Consider the following 15,757-nt stretch of genomic DNA (forward strand, 5'->3'; position numbering starts at 1 on the left):
GTCACCGATCGACCTCCCCCATGATGGTGTCGAGACTCCCGAGGGTCGCAACGAGGTCGGCGACGAACTCCCCTTCAGCCATCGCCGGAAGCGCCGAGAGGTTCGAGAACGACGGTCCACGAATTTTGAACCGTGCGGGCGTCTCGGTTCCGTCGGCCCGGATGTAGATACCGAGTTCTCCCTTGGCGCCCTCGACGGCCCTGTAGCACTCGCCGGAGGGCTTCAGCGTCCGTGGCACGTTGGCCTGAAACGTACGCTCCTCTTCGGGCCACGCTTCGAGCAAGTCGATACACTGATCGATGATGGCTGCCGACTCCTCGATTTCCCGCAGTCGGACAAGAACGCGAGCGAGGTTGTCACAGCCGTCCTCGGTGACCACATCCCACTCAAGACGGTCGTAGTAGCCGTAGGGGTCGTCCCGCCGGATGTCGTAGTCGATACCGGAGCCGCGGGCAACCGGCCCGGTGACCCCGTATTGCTTTGCAATGTCAGGTGGCAGCTCGCCGGTGTCAACACAGCGGACTTGGAAGGCTTCGTTGCTCGTCAGCAGGTCATGATACTCGCTGAGCTTCCGCGGGAGGTCGTTGGTGAAGGCGCGCACGTTCTCAAAGAACTCCTTCCGCGGCTCAGGGATGTCCCAGGCCACCCCGCCAACCCGGAAGTAATTGAACATCAGCCGCTGGCCGGTGAGGTCCTCTAGGAGGTCTTGGACGATTTCCCGGTCCCGATACCCGTACATGAAGGCAGCGGTGAACTCCCCACTAACATCCAGCGCATACATCGCAGTGAATAGCAAATGCGAGAGGATACGTGACAGCTCGGCGCTCATCGTCCGAATCACTTGAGCGTACTCGGGGACCTCGATACCTGCCAAATCTTCGATGGTGCGGGCGTACGCCCACTCGTTGAGGAGGCCCGCCCCGCCCCAGTCCCAGCGGTCAGGGTACGGCATGATTTGGTGGCGGTAGGTTCCCTGCTGGCACATCTGCTCCTCACAGCGGTGGATGTAGCCGATGTCGGGGTCCACGTCGGCCACTTGCTCACCGTCCAAGACCACCTCTAGATGGAGCACACCATGGGTCGAAGGGTGGTGTGGGCCGATGTTGAGAAACATCGTATCACCCTGCCTCCTGTCCTCTTTGATGGGGTTTGCATGCTCACGTAGTGGCACGACCTGTGACTGGCTCGGGTCGTAATCCATCGACAGCGGATGGCCTTGCCAGGTTTCTGGTAGCAGGATGCGGCGCAGGTCGGGGTGGCTGTCGTATTCGATGCCGACGAGGTCGTAGGCTTCTCGTTCGTGCCACTCGGCCGTCCGGTAGACCGACGTGGCCGACTCACTGACCGGGTCGTCCTTCGTCGTCGGAACGATTACTGACAGTTCGCGAGTCCGGTCATCGTAGCTGGTGAGATGATACACCGTCTCGAAGCGGTCGTCGTACTCTTGGGCGGTCACACACGAGCAGTGGTCGAATCCCGCCTCCGAGCGGAGCGCCGAGAGGACCTTATGAACACAGTCCGCTCGGATTACGACTGCCAGAGCGTGCTCGTGTGATGTGCGGCCGATGATGGCGTCATCGGGGAGGGCTGTGACCGTCTCATCGACGAGCCGGTCGAGGGTCGAGCGTTGTTGCTGTTGCATCGTCCACAACAAGCCAGTTCCCGGCGTAGTACGGTAGGTACGCTGCCTCACCTGTGGTGGGATTTAAATGCGATTGGGCGTTTTAATCACGCACCCGTTGGGTTATCGTATGCGATATCTCACTGTATTGGTCAAACCGGATGGGAGGAATGGGTTCCATCCACTCGGTGAGAAACTGACAGAGGAGCCGTCTATCAAACGGAGGGCGATTCATCATATCGAGCTACTTGGTGATGACACGGTGTTGCTATTTGCTGAGGCAAGTGGCAGTCAAGAACGGTACAAGGAAATTATGGAGGACTCGCCCCACGTTGTCGATTATCTTACTGCTGGCGAAGATCGGTGGATGGCTGTGAGCCAATTTGAACCGACAGAAGACGTTCGTCGGGCCTTGGAACTGCAACGAGACTCACTTCTGATAATCGAGACACCAATCCACTTCACCCCCGAGGATTACCTGAAAATAACCTACTTAGGAACTGATGAGACGTTCAGAAAACTGTCTGGGTACGCTGAAGAGGTGGACTCTGTGACGTTCGACATTCTCGACATGGGTGACTTTGAGGCGGACGAATCATCGTTTAACAGGATAATCACCCCTCGACAAGAAGAGGTGCTTGAGGCAGCAGTTGATGTGGGGTATTATCGTGAACCTCGCCAGGCATCGCTTGAGGATATCAGCGAGGTTGTCGGAATCGCCCCAGGAACGGTAGGTGAACACCTTCGAAAAGTCGAAGAACGGGTGTTCGCCGAAATCGTTCATTGAGTTCGCCTCGAGAATCTCGTGGTTATACGCGAACTGGGCGACAGTAGCTTTCGCATTCGAGCATCCGCAGTATGCGTACGGTGAACGCCTGCGGTAGTGGTAAGGCTAAGAGAGGCAAATCGAACGGAAGGCGAACAAGCCGAAACCAGCCAAAAAGAGAGAACGTCTAAACAAAAATAGGAGAAGTCGATTGAGCGGACCGACCTCGGTATATCGCATCTCAGAGATTGAAAATCTGCGGGTTCAACCTCTGTGAAAACGGTGCCACCGTATCCAGCGAGCGATGGCCGTTGGCACCTCCTACCTGATTAGGAGACGAAGTAACCGAGGCGCTTTTCTCACCCGCCCGTCAACCCCCGCCCGTGCTGTCGGTCGAGCTCCACTCACACTCCGAGTTGTCGTACGATGGGCGGGATCCCATCGAGTTACTGTTAGAGCAGGCCGAAGCCGTGGGCCTCGACGCGCTCGCGATTACCGACCACGACGAAATCGACGCCTCGCTCGAAGCCGCAGCCAAGGCCCAGAAGTACGGCCTCGTCGGCATCCCGGGGATGGAGGTCTCCAGCGCCGCCGGGCACATCCTCGCGTTGGGTGTCGAGGAGTTGATTCCGGCAGGCAAGAGCTTCGACGAGACCCTCGACCGCATCCACGAGGCCGAGGGTATCGCCGTCGTCCCCCATCCGTTCCAGAAGTCCAGACACGGCGTCGCACCGCACGTCACCCGCGAACAGCTCGCCGAGGCCGACGCCATCGAGGTGTACAACTCTCGGCTGTTCACGGGGCGTTCGAATCGTCAGGCCGAGCAGTTCGCCCGCGAGTACGACCTGCCGATGACCGCCGGCAGCGACGCCCACATCGCCGAGATGGTCGGGCAAGCCGTCACGGAGGTCGACGCCTACCACCAGAGCGTCGACAGCATCCTCGACGCCATCGTCGAGGGGCGCACGAGCGTCGTCGGCAAGCGGACGCCGTGGTTCATCAGCATCCAGCAGTTCAGCGGCGGCGTGAAACGACGCGTCGCCTCGATGCTGCCATGGTGATGGACGGCGCGGACGCCGCCGTCGTCCAGCGCGCACTCGACGCTCGCGACCCCCTGCCGGGAACGCAGGGCTTCGCCGGCGAACTCGACGACGCGCTCGTCCGCGACGTACTCGGACGGTATCCTCTCTTTTCGGAGGCCGACGACCACACGGCGTGGTCGTTCGACCCGACCGACCTCGACGACCCCGACCCGGTCCCGGCGGGCCACCTGCGTGACGGCGACGGCGACACACAGGTGTGGACGCTGCCGAATCCCGACCGCTACGCCGACGACGAGCGGGCGGTCAAGGAGGTCCGAACCGCGGTGACGGAGTCGGTCGATGCAATCGAGTCGACGCCAGCTATCGCCTTCTCGGGCGGCGTCGACTCGGCGATACTCGCCGACCGACTCGACGGCCCACTGTACGTCGGCGGCTTCGAGGGGAGCCACGACATCGAGGCGGCGCGGTCGACCGCCGAGGTGCTCGGCCGTGACCTCACCGTCGTCGAGTTCACCCACGCAGACCTCGAACGTGCCGTCCCCGAACTCGTCGCCGCGACGGGTCGGTCGAACCCGATGGACATCGCTATCGCCTTACCGCTGTATCTCGTCGCCGAGCGCGTCGCCGCCGATGGCCACGACCGCCTCGCGGTCGGGCAAGGCGCCGACGAACTGTTCGGCGGCTACGCGAAGGTGGCGAAAGCGCCTGAGGACCCCCGCGTCGATGCGGATACCGTCCGCGGAGCAACGCGGGAGGTCATCGCCTCGCTGCCGGCACAGTTGGAGCGAGACGTGTTGACCCTCCGTGCGGCGGGCGTCGAACCCATCGCGCCGCTGTTGGACGACCGGGTCGTGGCCGCGGCACTTCGGCTGCCGGGCCATCTCCTTGTCGACGGCGAAGAACGAAAAGTCGCGCTCAGGCGGGCCGCGGACTTCCTGCCGGAGTCGGCCCGGACGCGGGAGAAGAAGGCCGTCCAGTACGGCAGCCTCGTCTCTCGGGAGTTGGACCGCCTCGCTCGACAGGCAGGCTTCAAACGCCGGATGGACGACCACGTCGGACAGTACATCGACTCGCTCGTGGAGTGAGCATAGACCGAACGTTTAGGAAAGTGGGCCATCCACGCCTGATATGCGACGACTCGGCCTACGAGAGAAGCTCGTTATCTCCGTCATCGGACTGCTGTTTCTCGTCATTTTCGGCCTCTTGATGCCATGGTGGCTGTTCGTCGCCTTCGCCGTCGTCCTCGCGCCGATGTTCTACAAACTGCTGCGGTCGTGACGTACTCACTCCTCCTCGAACGGACAGAACAACACCGGAACCTCGCTGTCGAGCATCACCGTCTGTGAGACGCTGCCGAAGACGGCCTTCCCCGCGGGCGAGCGCTTGCGACCGGCGACACAGACGAGGTCGGCGTCGCGTCGCTCGGCGAGACTGATGATTTGGTCGGCGGGGTCGCCGCTGCTCTCTTCGAGCGTCACGTCGATGCCGTTCTCTTCGAGGATGTCGCGGGCGACGCGTGCCGGCGCGAACTGGCTAATCGAGGCGCCCTCGACGTTGTCGGTGAAGACGTGAGCGACGGTCACGGTCGTACTGCCGTCAGCCCAATCGAGGTCCGCGACCGCTTCGGCCTGCAGCTGTGCGCGGCTTTCGTCGTCGTCGACAGCGAGTAGGATATCGGTCATGCAGTCGTCCTACGAAGGCCTCCATCATTATACTCCCCCTGCGAACAGCGCCGGAAAATCAGGTGGCGATGTCCTCTTCGGCTTCGAGCAGTTCGTGATACCGGTTGCGGATGGTGACCTCCGAGATGTCGGCCACTTCGCTGACCTCGTTTTGGGTGACCTTCTCGTTGGTGAGCAACGAGGCGGCGTACACCGCGGCGGCGGCGAGGCCGACCGGCGACTTCCCGGAGTGGATGCCCGCCTTCTGGGCGCTATCGAGCAGTTGGCGCGCGCGTCGTTCGGCCTCGTCGGAGAGTTCGAGGTCGCTTGCGAACCGCGGGACGTAGCTCTTCGGGTCGGCGGGTTCGATTTCGAGACCGAGTTCGCGGGCGACGTAGCGGTACGTGCGAGCGATTTCGTCCTTGCCGACGCGGGAGACGTTCGCCACCTCGTCGAGGCTGCGGGGCGTCCCGGCCTGTCGAGCGGCGGCGTACAACGACGCCGTGGCGACACCCTCGATGGACCGCCCCGGAAGAAGGTCGTCGTCGAGGGCCCGCCGGTAGATGACCGAGGCGGTTTCCCGGACGTTCTCGGGGAGTCCGAGCGCACTCGCCATGCGGTCGATTTCGCCGAGTGCCTGCTTGAGGTTGCGCTCCTTCGAATCCCGCGTGCGGAACCGCTCGTTCCACGTCCGCAGGCGTTGCATCTTCTGGCGCTGGCGACTCGACAGGGAGTTGCCGTAGGCGTCTTTGTCCTGCCAGCCGATGTTCGTCGACAGCCCCTCGTCGTGCATCATCTTCGTCGTCGGGGCGCCGACGCGGGATTTCTCGTCTTTTTCGGCCGAATCGAAGGCGCGCCACTCCGGTCCGCGGTCGATTTCGTCCTCCTCGACGACCAGTCCGCACTCGCTGCAGACTGTCTCGCCGCGTTCGGTGTCGGATTCGAGTCGCCCCCCACACTCCGGACAGACGAGTTCGTCTTCCTCCTCGTCCTCCCGTTCGTTCTCGTCTCGGGCGTTCTCCTCCTGGAAGCGTCTGACGGTGGAATCGGTCATTTTGGGTGTGAAGTCAGCAGTTGCTGAAAGAACCGGCCGTATATTTTGTTGCTGTGGCTACAACTTAAATATTTGGGCAACGGACGGTCTCTCCGGAGGGTCTGCGGTTCTCGCTCCGTTCACTCGGGACCGTCCCACGGGGAGTGTGAGGAGCGAACCATTCGAAACCCTTAGTGACATCCCACGCCCACTCGGGAACATGACTGTCGACGACGAGGAGGTCCGCCACGTCGCTTCGCTGGCCCGGGTCGACCTCGATGACGAGGAAGTCGAACTGTTCACCGAGCAGTTCGGCGACATCCTCGAGTATTTCGAGGCGCTCGACGACGTGCCCGAAGTCGAACGCGAGGCCGAGTTGGCGAACGTGATGCGACCCGACGAGGTCCGAGAGAGCCTCTCACAGGAGGAGGCACTACAGAACGCTCCCGAGACCGAGGACGGCTACTTCAAGGGGCCGAAGGTCTCATGAGCTACAACGCGTTCATCACCGAAGCGACCATCGAACCGACCGACGACGGCCCCCTCGACGGCGTCACCGTCGCCGTCAAGGACAACATTTCCACCGAGGGCGTCCGCACCACCTGTGGCTCGGCGATGCTCGACGACTACGTGCCGCCGTACGACGCCACCGTCGTCGAGCGACTGAAAGCCGCCGGTGCGACCATCGTCGGCAAGACCAACATGGACGAGTTCGGGATGGGGACGACCACCGAAACCTCGGCGTTCGGGGCGACGGAGAACCCCGCCGCCGAGGGGCGCGTCCCGGGTGGGTCCTCGGGGGGCTCTGCCGCGGCCGTCGCCGCCGGCGAGGCCGACGCCGCACTCGGCTCGGACACCGGTGGGTCCGTCCGCTGTCCCGCCGCCTTCTGTGGCGTCGTCGGCATCAAGCCGACCTACGGCCTCGTCTCCCGATACGGACTCGTCGCCTACGCCAACTCGCTCGAACAAATCGGCCCGCTGGCACCGACCGTCGAGGGCGCCGCCGCGGTGCTCGACGCCATCGCCGGTCCCGACCCCAACGACGGGACCACCCGCGAGGAAGGGGCGAACTCGAACTACGTCGACGCTGCCGACGGCGATGTCGGCGGCCTCACTGTCGGCGTTCCCACCGAACTGCTTGAAGGCGCCGACGAGAGAGTCCGTGAGACCTTCGAGGCGGCACTCGATGACCTCCGCGAGCAGGGCGCGACGACCGAGGAGGTGTCACTGCCGTCCGTCGAAACCGCCGTCCAAGCGTACTACGTCATCGCCATGTCCGAAGCGTCGTCGAACCTCGCGCGCTTCGACGGCGTCCGCTACGGGAAGTCGGGCGGCTACGAGGGCAACTGGAACGAATCCTTCGCCAACGCCCGCGAGGAGGGCTTCGGCGAGGAGGTCAAACGGCGCATCCTGCTCGGTACCTACGCCCTCTCTGCGGGGTATCACGACAAGTACTACAAGCAGGCCCAAGACGCCCGTGCGTGGGTGAAACAGGACTTCGACGAGGCCTTCGAGACCGTCGACGTGTTGGCCTCGCCGACGATGCCCGTCCCGCCGTTCGAGTTGGGCGAAAGTCTCGATGACCCCCTCCAGATGTACCTCGCCGACGCCAACACCGTCCCCGTCAACCTCGCGAACCTCCCCGCAATCTCCGTGCCCGCCGGCGAAACCAACGAGGGGCCGGTCGGCCTCCAACTCGTCGGACCAGCCTTCGAGGAGGAGACGCTCATCCGCGCCGGCTCGGCGCTGGCCTGACCACGCTATCGATTCACACGCCCGAGGAAGGCTTATTTTCCCCGCGTCGAACCGCTCGGCGGGGGCTTCGATGACGCGCTATCTGATTTCCGACCACCACTTCGACCACGACAACATCATCGGCTACTGCGACCGCCCGTTCACCTCCGTCGGCGAGATGCACGACGTGCTGCTCTCGCGGTTTCACGAAACCGTCGACCCGGACGACACCCTGTATCACCTCGGCGACGTGGCGATGGCGATGCGGGACGGCGAGAAGACCGGCGAGTGGCTCGGTCGACTGTCGGACTCCGCCGTTCTCGTCCGCGGCAACCACGACGCCGCACTTGACCCCGAATCGGTCGACTACCCGGTCGTCTCGTCCTGCGTGCTCGAAGCCGGCGAGTACCGCTTCTACTGTACCCATCGTCCCGAGGATACTCCAGAGTGGTGGAACGGGTGGGTACTCCACGGCCATCACCACAACAACCACCCCAAGGAGTACCCCTTCGTCCGAACCGACGAAAAGCGCGTCAATGTCGGCGTGGAGTTACTCGACTACCGGCCGGTGGCCCTTCCGTCCATCGTACGGCTGTTGGAGGCCTGTGAGGAACGCGGCCGACGATTCGTTCGCGACCGAGCAGCTGCCGACGAACTGCTAAGGACTGCGACGTAATCCTCACCCCGCAACGGTCGAGATGTACGCCAACGCGAACAGCGTCGCGTTGTACAATCCGTGGATAATCGCCGGGACGACGACGTTGTCGGTCATCTCGTAGGTAATCGCGAAGACGAGACCAGGGAAGAACAAAAGCGTAATCGTGAGCGCGACGCCCGAAGTGGGTCCGCTGAGCGACCCCGCGTGGGCGGCGGCGAAGATGGCCGTCGCCAAAGCGAGACCCACGGGCGCCGAGAACGTCTCTCGGAGGCGACTCTGGATGATACCGCGGAACAGCAACTCCTCGCCAGGACCGATGAGGACGAACGCGAGCACGATGAGCACGAGGAAGATACGGGGGTCCTGCTGGCCGAGTTCACCCGCCCGGTTCTGTGCGGGCGTCAACCCAAGCAGGAACACGACGACGAAAATCATCGTGATGGCGGTGACGAACGCGAGGACGTACCCCGCCCCGACGTAAATCCATCCTTCGAGGTCCGGGGTTCGGACGCCCACGTATTCGAGGTCGAACCCACGATACCGGAGGTAAAACGCCGAGAGGCCGAAGAACGTGAGGCCTTGCAACAACACCGTCGAGAGGACCGTCGACGCGACCAACGGGAGGTCGATGCCGGCGGAGCCGAGCGCCTCCGCAACGGCAAGCCCGATGAGACTTCCACCACCGAGACCCACGACAGCGAGGAGGAGGGCGGTGAGGAGGGCAAGTACGGGCGACGGAATCCGACCGGCGACCGCGTCGATTGGACCCGACGAACTATCGAGTGGAGCCATTGGAGGCCGTAGGGCCGGCGGGGTGAAAAGCCCACACGCTCCCCGTGGGGAGTTCGGAACGGCACCGGAATCAGGTGCAGTACCGATTGACCTCCATCTCGAAGTACAATATAGCTGCCATTTGAATCGCCATCAGGGCAGAAAGAGGCAACAATCGCACCAATATTTAAGTCAAATGCGTCTAAAACCTGATTGGTATGGTATCACAAGAAGTACAACTTCGAAGTACGGTCGCCGGCTTCACCGCGGAGGGACGGCTCCACACGCTCAGCGTCTGGTTCATTCTCGCACTCCGATTGATGATGGGAGTGGCGTTCCTCCAAAGCGGCGCCAGTAAGGTTCTCGCAGGGGATTTCAGCGCCGCAGGCTATCTCCAGAACGCGCCGCCGGCGAACGGCAGCCCCGTCGCGGACCTGTTCGTCGCCATGGGCAACACGCCAGCACTCGTCGAGTTCGCGAACATCGCCGTCCCGTGGGGTGAGGTACTCATCGGGTTGGGGCTCATCGTCGGCGGCCTGACGCGTCTGGCGGCGTTCTGGGGTGCGGTGTTGATGCTCATGTTCTATCTGGGTAACTGGGAAATTAGTCACGGCTACATCAACGGCGACTTCGCCTACATGCTCGTCTTCCTGTCGGTCGCCGCCTTCGGCGCCGGCCGAATTCTCGGACTCGACGCCTACATCGAGCAGTACGAAGTCGACGGCCAACCGCTCGTCGAACGCTACCCGTGGACGGCGTACATCCTCGGATAACGGCTTACCGATTTTTGACCAGCAGGTAGATACCGACAGCGACGACCGGCACCGCGAGAAACGCCGGCAGCGTCACGACACCGCTGGCATTGCCGCCGAACTGCACCAACAGCAGGAGGGCGACGAAGACGACGGCGAACGCCGCGATGACGAGACCGACGATTCGGAACGGGTCGTCGTCCATCGGACTACCGGTCGGCGTCGTGGAGGCTCTCGAGTATCTCGGGGTCGGTGCGGAACTTCAACACGTTCGTCACGACGGAGTTGCGGAGGTTGTGAACGACTTCGCCGTGTCGCTTGTAGAACTCGTGAATCCACTGGGATTGGGCATCTCTAGTCGGGAACATCATCACCGACTTCCACTGGTACTCCCCATCCGAGAGGAAGTAAAACAGCGTGTTCGGCGAATCGCGGATGAACTCCATGGCCGCGCGCCACTCCTCGGCGAAGTTCTCGGGGTTGAACTTGAACTCGAACAGCGCGAAGTGGAAGTACTCCTCGTTGGGGATGATCGCCTCACGGAAGACGCCCTCCTCGCGCATCCCCCGAATCGACTCCGAGACGGTGACGTGCGAGACGTCGATGCCGTACTTCTCGTCGAGAATGCGCGCGAGGTCCCGCGAGGACAGCTGTGGGTCCCGCGAGAGCTCCCGAAGCACCAACACGTCGCGTTCCTTGAACTCCCAATCGGGCGATGTGCGCTCCATACTCACGCCCCATCGCCCGGGCTACTGGGGTTTTCGGTCAGGAACGACCGGAGTTCCGCTCGATACGCCTCGGGAACGTCCTCTACGACCCAGTGGAACGCCTTCGGGAGCCGCGACAGCTCCCCTCCGAGGTCGTCGGCGAGCCGTTCGCCGTACTCGATTGGCTGCATCACGTCGTCTTCGGCCCACAGACACAGCAACTCGGCGTCGATGTCCCCGTAGGGGATTTCGGTCGTGTGGTTGGTGTTGGTCGCCACCGCCGCCCGCGAGATGGCGCGTTTGCCACCCTCACGGAGCCACGGTTCCTTCATCCCCTCGACGAAGGCGGGGTCGGCGTCGCCGTAGGCACCCTCCGCGAAGGCGAAATCCAGTTTCGCTTCGAACTCCTCGTCGTCCAACTCGGCCGTCGCCGGCAGGCCGAGGTTGCTGATGAACTCGACGGGCCAAGAATCATAACAGACGATGTTCGAGGCGACGAGGCGCTCCACGCGGTCGGTGTGGGCGGCGAAGCGAAGCGCCACACCACCGCCGATGTCGTGGGCGACGAGCGTCACGTCACCGAGGCCGAGGTCATCGAGCAGTTCGCCGAGCATGGCCTCCTGGGCGCGAATCGAGCGGTCGAAGCCGTCGTGGGCGTCGGAGTTGCCGTAGCCCAGCATGTCGGGGACGATGACGCGGTAGTCGTCCTCGAAGGCGGGTGCGACGTGGCGCCACAGAAACGACCACGTCGGGATGCCGTGGAGGAAGACGAGCGGGTCGCCGTCCTCGGGGCCTTCGTCACGGTAGGCGACTTCGAGGTCGTGGCCGTCGACGGTGACCGTCGTCGACTCTTGGACCTCGGTCCACTCCTCGTGTCCCGGCCCCGTCATAGAACGCGGTCGGAGATGATGTTCTTCTGGATTTCCGAGGTGCCCTCGTAGATTTTCGTGATGCGAGCGTCACGGTAGATGCGCTCGACGGGGTGGTCGGAGACGTAGCCCGCGCCGCCGTGTACCTGAATCGCCTCGTCGGCGACGTCGACGGCGTGTTCGGAGGCGAACAGTTTCGCCATCGACGCCAGTCGGACGGCGGTGTCGTCTTTGTCGCCCTCGACGTGGCTGGCGGCACGGTAGGTCAACGAGCGAGCGGCCTCCACGTCGGTCGCCATCTCGGCGACCTTGTGCTCGATGGCCTGGAACTCCTTGATCTTCTGGCCGAACTGCTCGCGGTCGTTAGCGTAGTCGACGGCAGCGTCGAGTGCGCCCTGTGCCGCACCGACCGCCTGTGAGGCGACGCTCGTCCGACCGGAGGCGAAGAAGTCCATCAGCTGGTAGAAGCCCTCGTTCTTCTCGCCGATGATGTTCTCCTCGGGAACGCGGACGTCGTCGATGACGACCTCAGCGAGGTCTGAGGCCCGAATACCGAGTTTATTGTCGATTTTCGAGGGCTTGAAGCCGGGGTCGTCGGTGGGGACGAGGAACGCGGTGATGCCGCGGTGGGCCGGGTCGGCGTCGGGGTTGGTTTTCGTCATCACGACCGCCACGTCGGCGACCGTGCCGTTGGTAATCCACATCTTGTTGCCGTTGAGGACGTAGCCGTCGCCGTCTTCCTCGGCGACCGTCTCGATGCCCGCGACGTTCGAGCCGTGGGCCGGCTCGGAGATACAGGAACAGGATGCCGACTCGCCGTTGGCGATTTTCGGCAGCCACTCCTCTTTCATCCACTCGTCGCCGTATTCGAGAATCATCGACGATCCGAAGCCCGCCGACCCCACCGCCGACCCGATGCCGGGGTCGGCCCGCCACAGTTCCTCGGTGACGATACACCGAGAGAGCATGTCCATCCCCGCGCCGTCGTACTCCATCGGAATGTGCGGCGCGACGAAGTCCAACTCCGCCGCCTTCCGGCGGAGTTCTTCGGGGTACTCCCCGTTTTCGTCGTGCTCGCGGGCGACGGGCTTGATTTCTTCCTGTCCGAATTCGCGGACGGCCTCGCGAATCGCTTCGTGCTCGGCCGAAAGTTGGAACGCCATATCCGAACTCTAGGTTCCCGTTGCAAAATAGATTTGCCAAACGGTACAACAGTGTTAAGTTCTTTACCGAGTGACAGACACTCTCTGTCGAGTCGTTACTTGCCCTCGAATTCGGGTTTGCGGCCCTCCATGAACGCGTTGGCTCCCTCGACGTGGTCGTCGGTCGCGAAGACTGCGGCCTGGGCAGCCGCCTCGTTGTCGAGGGCATCCTTCAGGCTGGCGTTGAACCCCTGTTCGATGAGTTTCTTCGAGGTCCGAAGCGCGACCGTCGGCCCGGTTGCGATGGGTTCGATGAACTCCTCGACTTGCTCCTCGAAGTCCTCCTCGTAGACGTGGTTGAACAGCCCGAGTTCGCCGGCCTCCTCGGCGTCGAGCAGTTCGCCGGTGAAGACGAGTTCCTTCGCCTTGCTGGCGCCGACCTGTCGCGGCAGGAGATACGACGTGCCGGTGTCGATTGCGAGACCGACCTGCCGGAAGCCGAAGGAAATCTGGGCGTCGGCGGAGGCGAGCGTCACGTCGGCGGCGATGGCGAGGTTCGCACCCGCGCCGTAGGCCGTGCCGTCGACCTTGGCGATGGTCGGGAGGTGGAACTCGGCGACGCGCTGGATGGCCCGACTCGTGTCGTGTTGGATGCCTTCGACGGCCTCGTGGAGTTCGGCGGTGCCGCTCATCAACTCGACCATGGAGTTCACGTCGCCGCCGGCACAGAACGTCCCCTCCTTGCCGGTGACGACGAGACAGCGGGCCTCATCGGAGTCCTCGACTTCGTCGACGGCGTCGACGATAGCGTTGGACATCTCCTCGGAAAGCGCATTGCGGTTGTCGGGTCGGTTCAGCGTTATCGTCGCGACGCCCTCGTCGATATCGAGGAGCACTGGGTCACTCATGATACGTCTCGACATGCGAGGCCACCGGCTAAAGTGTTGCCACGTGGTTGACCATCGTTTGTCAACCTTGCCCCCCGAGTTAACGGCGAAAATATAAAGTCGCTTTTCAGTTACGATTGCTCACCGAGAGGTCGGTTCCCTACTCGCTGCCGAGGTACGCCTCTTGGACGTCCGGGTTCTCCCGGATTTCCTCGGGCGTCCCCTCCGCGAGCAGTTCGCCGAAGTTGATGACGATGGCCCTGTCGATGAGTTCGAGCAACCCGCGCATGTTGTGGTCGACGACGACGAGCGTCGTTCCCTCCTCGCGGAGTTCGGTCAGCAGACTCGAAATCTGTCCGATTTCGCCCTCCGCCAGCCCCGCGAAGGGTTCGTCGATTAGCATCATGTCGGGGTCGGTCGCCATCGCACGGGCGAGTTCCAACCGGAGCATCCCCGCGTGGGGGAGTTCGTCGGGCATCCGGTGCATCTCCTCGCCCAGACCGACGCGTTCGCACAACTCGATGGCCTGCGCTCGCGTCTCCCCGCGCAGGCCGCTCGTCGAGAACAGTCGGTCGGGAACCAGCGCCGTCTGGACGTTCGCGAGGATGGTCCGGTCCTCGAAGGGCCGGAACTCCTGGAACGTCCGTGCCAGTCCCTTTCCGACCATCTCGTAGGCGGGAAGACCGGTGACGTCCTCGCCGCGGTAGTACACCGTCCCCTCCGTCGGGGGATACCGGCCGGTGATGCAGTTGAACGTCGTCGACTTCCCGGCGCCGTTCGGGCCGATGAAGCCGAGTATCTCCTGTTCTTCGACCGCAAACGAGAGGTCGTCGACCGCGGTCAGTCCACCGAAGCGCTTGGTGAGACCGTCCGCGACCAACACGCCGTCGTCGGGGTCGAAATTGCGGGCGTCGTCGGCCCCCGGCGTCTGCTCGGCGTCGCCCAATTGGGCTTCGCTGCTCATCGGCGCTCACCTCCGAACAACTCACGGAGGTCGTCGGTCCACGACTCGACGATACGTTCGCCGCGGCTCTTGCCGCCGTCTGCGACCGCTTCACCCGCCTGTGGTTCCGAGCGAGCGCGCCACTCGCCGACCACCCGGGGGACGATTCCCTCCGGCAGGTAAAACAGGAATCCGAGAGTCACGATGCCGAACAGCAGGAAGTAGACCTCGCCAACCGGGACGTTGACGACGGGAATCGTAAATTCGAGGTTCCGCAGGAACACCCGAAGTAGATAGAAGAACAGGCCACCGATGGCGGCGCCGGTGATGGTGCCGATGCCGCCGAGGATGGCGGCGACGATGACCTCGATGCTGATGATGAGCGCCAGCAGTTCGGAGACGTTGAAGCCGCCGACACTGTGACCGTACATCGCGCCCGCGAGGCCGCCGATTAGCCCCGAAAGCACGAAGGCGAACAGTTTGAACTTCGCGGGGTTCTTGCCGGTCGCCGCGACGGATATCTCGTCAGCACGGATGGCCGTGAACACCATCCCCGCATCCGAGCGGGTGATGGCGACGAAGACGACCAGTGCGAACAGGAACACGAACAGCGCGAGGTAGTACCCCGAGTAGGGGTCGAACCCGGGCGACGGTATCGGTCCGATGGCGCTGAACTTCTCGACGGTGCCGACGCTCACGAGGCCGAGTTCCCCACCGGTCAAGTCCGGGAAGAACCGGAACACCGAGATGAGGATAATCGGCGTCACGAGCGTGATAAGCGAGAAGTACGGCCCCTTGACGCGCAGCGACGGGAAGCCGATGAGCAACCCGGCGAGGCCCGCCGCGACTGCACCGAGGGGCGCCGCAATCCACGGGTCGAGACCCATATGCAGGTTCAACATCCCCGAGGTGTAGCCGCCGACCCCGAAGAACAGCCCGTGACCGAACGAGATTTCGCCAGTGTAGCCGGAGACGAAGTCCCAGCTCATCACGAACGTCGCGAAGAACAGCGCCGACGAGAGGTAAATCGCGTAAATCGCCGGGATGACGAGCGGCAGGACGAACAGCGACAGGATACCGAGCAGGCCGACCTGCTGGTGGCGCTGCATCTCGACGGGGTTGAGGATGTCGCCCCACGACTTCAAATCGGATTGGGTCTGTCCCGACATC

General features: G+C 63.2%; 19 protein-coding genes. 8 read left to right on the plus strand and 11 right to left on the minus strand.

The window, feature by feature from the left end; all coding sequences use genetic code 11:
* Position 1 precedes the first annotated feature (1 nt).
* Positions 2–1,642: an NADH-quinone oxidoreductase subunit D gene (locus NMP98_RS06960; RefSeq protein ID WP_254860805.1), complete on the minus strand. Its 1,641-nt coding sequence runs from the start codon at positions 1,640–1,642 to the stop codon at positions 2–4.
* A 109-nt stretch (positions 1,643–1,751) separates the two neighbouring features.
* On the opposite strand from NMP98_RS06960, the gene NMP98_RS06965 reads away from it, so the two are divergent.
* From NMP98_RS06965 to NMP98_RS06980, 4 genes are all read left to right on the plus strand, one after another.
* Positions 1,752–2,408 (plus strand): helix-turn-helix domain-containing protein, encoded by a 657-nt coding sequence (locus NMP98_RS06965; RefSeq protein WP_254860806.1) that lies wholly within the window; start codon positions 1,752–1,754, stop codon positions 2,406–2,408.
* Positions 2,409–2,770: 362 nt separating this feature from the next.
* Positions 2,771–3,448 (plus strand): PHP domain-containing protein, encoded by a 678-nt coding sequence (locus tag NMP98_RS06970; protein ID WP_254860807.1) that lies wholly within the window; start codon positions 2,771–2,773, stop codon positions 3,446–3,448.
* Positions 3,448–4,515 carry an asparagine synthase C-terminal domain-containing protein gene (locus tag NMP98_RS06975; protein WP_254861295.1) on the plus strand — a complete coding sequence of 356 codons (1,068 nt, stop codon included), beginning with the start codon at positions 3,448–3,450 and terminating at the stop codon, positions 4,513–4,515. Before NMP98_RS06970 ends, NMP98_RS06975 begins: the two co-directional genes overlap by 1 nt.
* A gap of 43 nt (positions 4,516–4,558) precedes the next feature.
* Positions 4,559–4,708 carry a hypothetical protein gene (locus NMP98_RS06980; protein WP_254860808.1) on the plus strand — a complete coding sequence of 50 codons (150 nt, stop codon included), beginning with the start codon at positions 4,559–4,561 and terminating at the stop codon, positions 4,706–4,708.
* Positions 4,709–4,713: 5 nt separating this feature from the next.
* Here NMP98_RS06980 and NMP98_RS06985 read toward each other — a convergent pair whose 3' ends face one another.
* Both NMP98_RS06985 and NMP98_RS06990 read right to left on the minus strand, forming a co-directional pair.
* On the minus strand, positions 4,714–5,112 hold the full coding sequence (locus NMP98_RS06985; RefSeq protein WP_254860809.1) for a universal stress protein: 399 nt from the start codon (positions 5,110–5,112) through the stop codon (positions 4,714–4,716).
* A 58-nt stretch (positions 5,113–5,170) separates the two neighbouring features.
* Entirely contained in the window at positions 5,171–6,145 is a 975-nt protein-coding gene (locus tag NMP98_RS06990) for a transcription initiation factor IIB (RefSeq protein WP_254860810.1), read from the minus strand.
* A 199-nt stretch (positions 6,146–6,344) separates the two neighbouring features.
* On the opposite strand from NMP98_RS06990, the gene gatC reads away from it, so the two are divergent.
* From gatC to NMP98_RS07005, 3 genes are all read left to right on the plus strand, one after another.
* Positions 6,345–6,614, plus strand: coding sequence for an Asp-tRNA(Asn)/Glu-tRNA(Gln) amidotransferase subunit GatC (gatC, locus tag NMP98_RS06995; RefSeq protein WP_254860811.1), 270 nt, complete (start codon positions 6,345–6,347; stop codon positions 6,612–6,614).
* Entirely contained in the window at positions 6,611–7,879 is a 1,269-nt protein-coding gene (gene gatA / locus NMP98_RS07000) for an Asp-tRNA(Asn)/Glu-tRNA(Gln) amidotransferase subunit GatA (protein WP_254860812.1), read from the plus strand. The genes gatC and gatA overlap by 4 nt, the downstream gene beginning before the upstream one ends.
* Before the next feature lie 70 nt (positions 7,880–7,949).
* A complete protein-coding gene (locus NMP98_RS07005; RefSeq protein WP_254860813.1) occupies positions 7,950–8,534 on the plus strand; it encodes a metallophosphoesterase in 585 nt (194 codons plus the stop codon).
* Between the two features lie 3 nt (positions 8,535–8,537).
* Here the strand turns inward: NMP98_RS07005 and NMP98_RS07010 are convergent, their stop codons facing one another.
* Positions 8,538–9,308: a CPBP family intramembrane glutamic endopeptidase gene (locus tag NMP98_RS07010; protein WP_254860814.1), complete on the minus strand. Its 771-nt coding sequence runs from the start codon at positions 9,306–9,308 to the stop codon at positions 8,538–8,540.
* 197 nt (positions 9,309–9,505) lie between these two features.
* Between NMP98_RS07010 and NMP98_RS07015 the strand changes: the two genes are divergently transcribed.
* Positions 9,506–10,060 carry a DoxX family protein gene (locus NMP98_RS07015; protein ID WP_254860815.1) on the plus strand — a complete coding sequence of 185 codons (555 nt, stop codon included), beginning with the start codon at positions 9,506–9,508 and terminating at the stop codon, positions 10,058–10,060.
* A gap of 4 nt (positions 10,061–10,064) precedes the next feature.
* On the opposite strand, the gene NMP98_RS07020 is transcribed toward NMP98_RS07015, so the two are convergent.
* From NMP98_RS07020 to NMP98_RS07050, 7 genes are all read right to left on the minus strand, one after another.
* Entirely contained in the window at positions 10,065–10,244 is a 180-nt protein-coding gene (locus NMP98_RS07020; protein WP_254860816.1) for a hypothetical protein, read from the minus strand.
* Between the two features lie 4 nt (positions 10,245–10,248).
* On the minus strand, positions 10,249–10,767 hold the full coding sequence (locus NMP98_RS07025) for an Lrp/AsnC family transcriptional regulator (protein WP_254860817.1): 519 nt from the start codon (positions 10,765–10,767) through the stop codon (positions 10,249–10,251).
* Positions 10,768–10,769: 2 nt separating this feature from the next.
* The gene (locus NMP98_RS07030; RefSeq protein ID WP_254860818.1) at positions 10,770–11,636 is read right to left on the minus strand and encodes an alpha/beta fold hydrolase; all 867 of its coding nucleotides are present in this window, start codon (positions 11,634–11,636) and stop codon (positions 10,770–10,772) included.
* The gene (locus NMP98_RS07035; RefSeq protein WP_254860819.1) at positions 11,633–12,778 is read right to left on the minus strand and encodes an acyl-CoA dehydrogenase family protein; all 1,146 of its coding nucleotides are present in this window, start codon (positions 12,776–12,778) and stop codon (positions 11,633–11,635) included. The genes NMP98_RS07030 and NMP98_RS07035 overlap by 4 nt, the downstream gene beginning before the upstream one ends.
* Before the next feature lie 95 nt (positions 12,779–12,873).
* Positions 12,874–13,665: an enoyl-CoA hydratase/isomerase family protein gene (locus NMP98_RS07040; protein ID WP_254860820.1), complete on the minus strand. Its 792-nt coding sequence runs from the start codon at positions 13,663–13,665 to the stop codon at positions 12,874–12,876.
* A 139-nt stretch (positions 13,666–13,804) separates the two neighbouring features.
* Positions 13,805–14,608, minus strand: a complete 804-nt coding sequence (locus NMP98_RS07045; RefSeq protein ID WP_254860821.1) for an ABC transporter ATP-binding protein — start codon at positions 14,606–14,608, stop codon at positions 13,805–13,807.
* Entirely contained in the window at positions 14,605–15,756 is a 1,152-nt protein-coding gene (locus NMP98_RS07050) for a branched-chain amino acid ABC transporter permease (protein ID WP_254860822.1), read from the minus strand. The genes NMP98_RS07045 and NMP98_RS07050 overlap by 4 nt, the downstream gene beginning before the upstream one ends.
* Position 15,757: the final 1 nt, after the last annotated feature.

The organism is Natronomonas gomsonensis, from assembly GCF_024300825.1.
Classification (GTDB): domain Archaea; phylum Halobacteriota; class Halobacteria; order Halobacteriales; family Haloarculaceae; genus Natronomonas; species Natronomonas gomsonensis.

Excerpts from the sequence above, each read along its gene's own strand:
- NMP98_RS07045 (WP_254860821.1), bottom strand. The coding sequence starts at position 14,608 with ATGAGCAGCGAAGCCCAATTGGGCGACGCCGAGCAGACGCCGGGGGCC.
- NMP98_RS07025 (WP_254860817.1), bottom strand. The coding sequence starts at position 10,767 with ATGGAGCGCACATCGCCCGATTGGGAGTTCAAGGAACGCGACGTGTTG.
- NMP98_RS07040 (WP_254860820.1), bottom strand. The coding sequence starts at position 13,665 with ATGAGTGACCCAGTGCTCCTCGATATCGACGAGGGCGTCGCGACGATA.
- NMP98_RS07015 (WP_254860815.1), top strand. The coding sequence starts at position 9,506 with ATGGTATCACAAGAAGTACAACTTCGAAGTACGGTCGCCGGCTTCACC.
- NMP98_RS06975 (WP_254861295.1), top strand. The coding sequence starts at position 3,448 with ATGGACGGCGCGGACGCCGCCGTCGTCCAGCGCGCACTCGACGCTCGC.
- NMP98_RS06990 (WP_254860810.1), bottom strand. The coding sequence starts at position 6,145 with ATGACCGATTCCACCGTCAGACGCTTCCAGGAGGAGAACGCCCGAGAC.
- NMP98_RS07030 (WP_254860818.1), bottom strand. The coding sequence starts at position 11,636 with ATGACGGGGCCGGGACACGAGGAGTGGACCGAGGTCCAAGAGTCGACG.
- NMP98_RS06985 (WP_254860809.1), bottom strand. The coding sequence starts at position 5,112 with ATGACCGATATCCTACTCGCTGTCGACGACGACGAAAGCCGCGCACAG.
- NMP98_RS07050 (WP_254860822.1), bottom strand. The coding sequence starts at position 15,756 with ATGTCGGGACAGACCCAATCCGATTTGAAGTCGTGGGGCGACATCCTC.
- NMP98_RS06960 (WP_254860805.1), bottom strand. The coding sequence starts at position 1,642 with ATGCAACAGCAACAACGCTCGACCCTCGACCGGCTCGTCGATGAGACG.
- gatC (WP_254860811.1), top strand. The coding sequence starts at position 6,345 with ATGACTGTCGACGACGAGGAGGTCCGCCACGTCGCTTCGCTGGCCCGG.
- NMP98_RS07005 (WP_254860813.1), top strand. The coding sequence starts at position 7,950 with ATGACGCGCTATCTGATTTCCGACCACCACTTCGACCACGACAACATC.
- NMP98_RS06980 (WP_254860808.1), top strand. The coding sequence starts at position 4,559 with ATGCGACGACTCGGCCTACGAGAGAAGCTCGTTATCTCCGTCATCGGA.
- gatA (WP_254860812.1), top strand. The coding sequence starts at position 6,611 with ATGAGCTACAACGCGTTCATCACCGAAGCGACCATCGAACCGACCGAC.
- NMP98_RS07035 (WP_254860819.1), bottom strand. The coding sequence starts at position 12,778 with ATGGCGTTCCAACTTTCGGCCGAGCACGAAGCGATTCGCGAGGCCGTC.
- NMP98_RS06965 (WP_254860806.1), top strand. The coding sequence starts at position 1,752 with ATGCGATATCTCACTGTATTGGTCAAACCGGATGGGAGGAATGGGTTC.
- NMP98_RS07020 (WP_254860816.1), bottom strand. The coding sequence starts at position 10,244 with ATGGACGACGACCCGTTCCGAATCGTCGGTCTCGTCATCGCGGCGTTC.
- NMP98_RS07010 (WP_254860814.1), bottom strand. The coding sequence starts at position 9,308 with ATGGCTCCACTCGATAGTTCGTCGGGTCCAATCGACGCGGTCGCCGGT.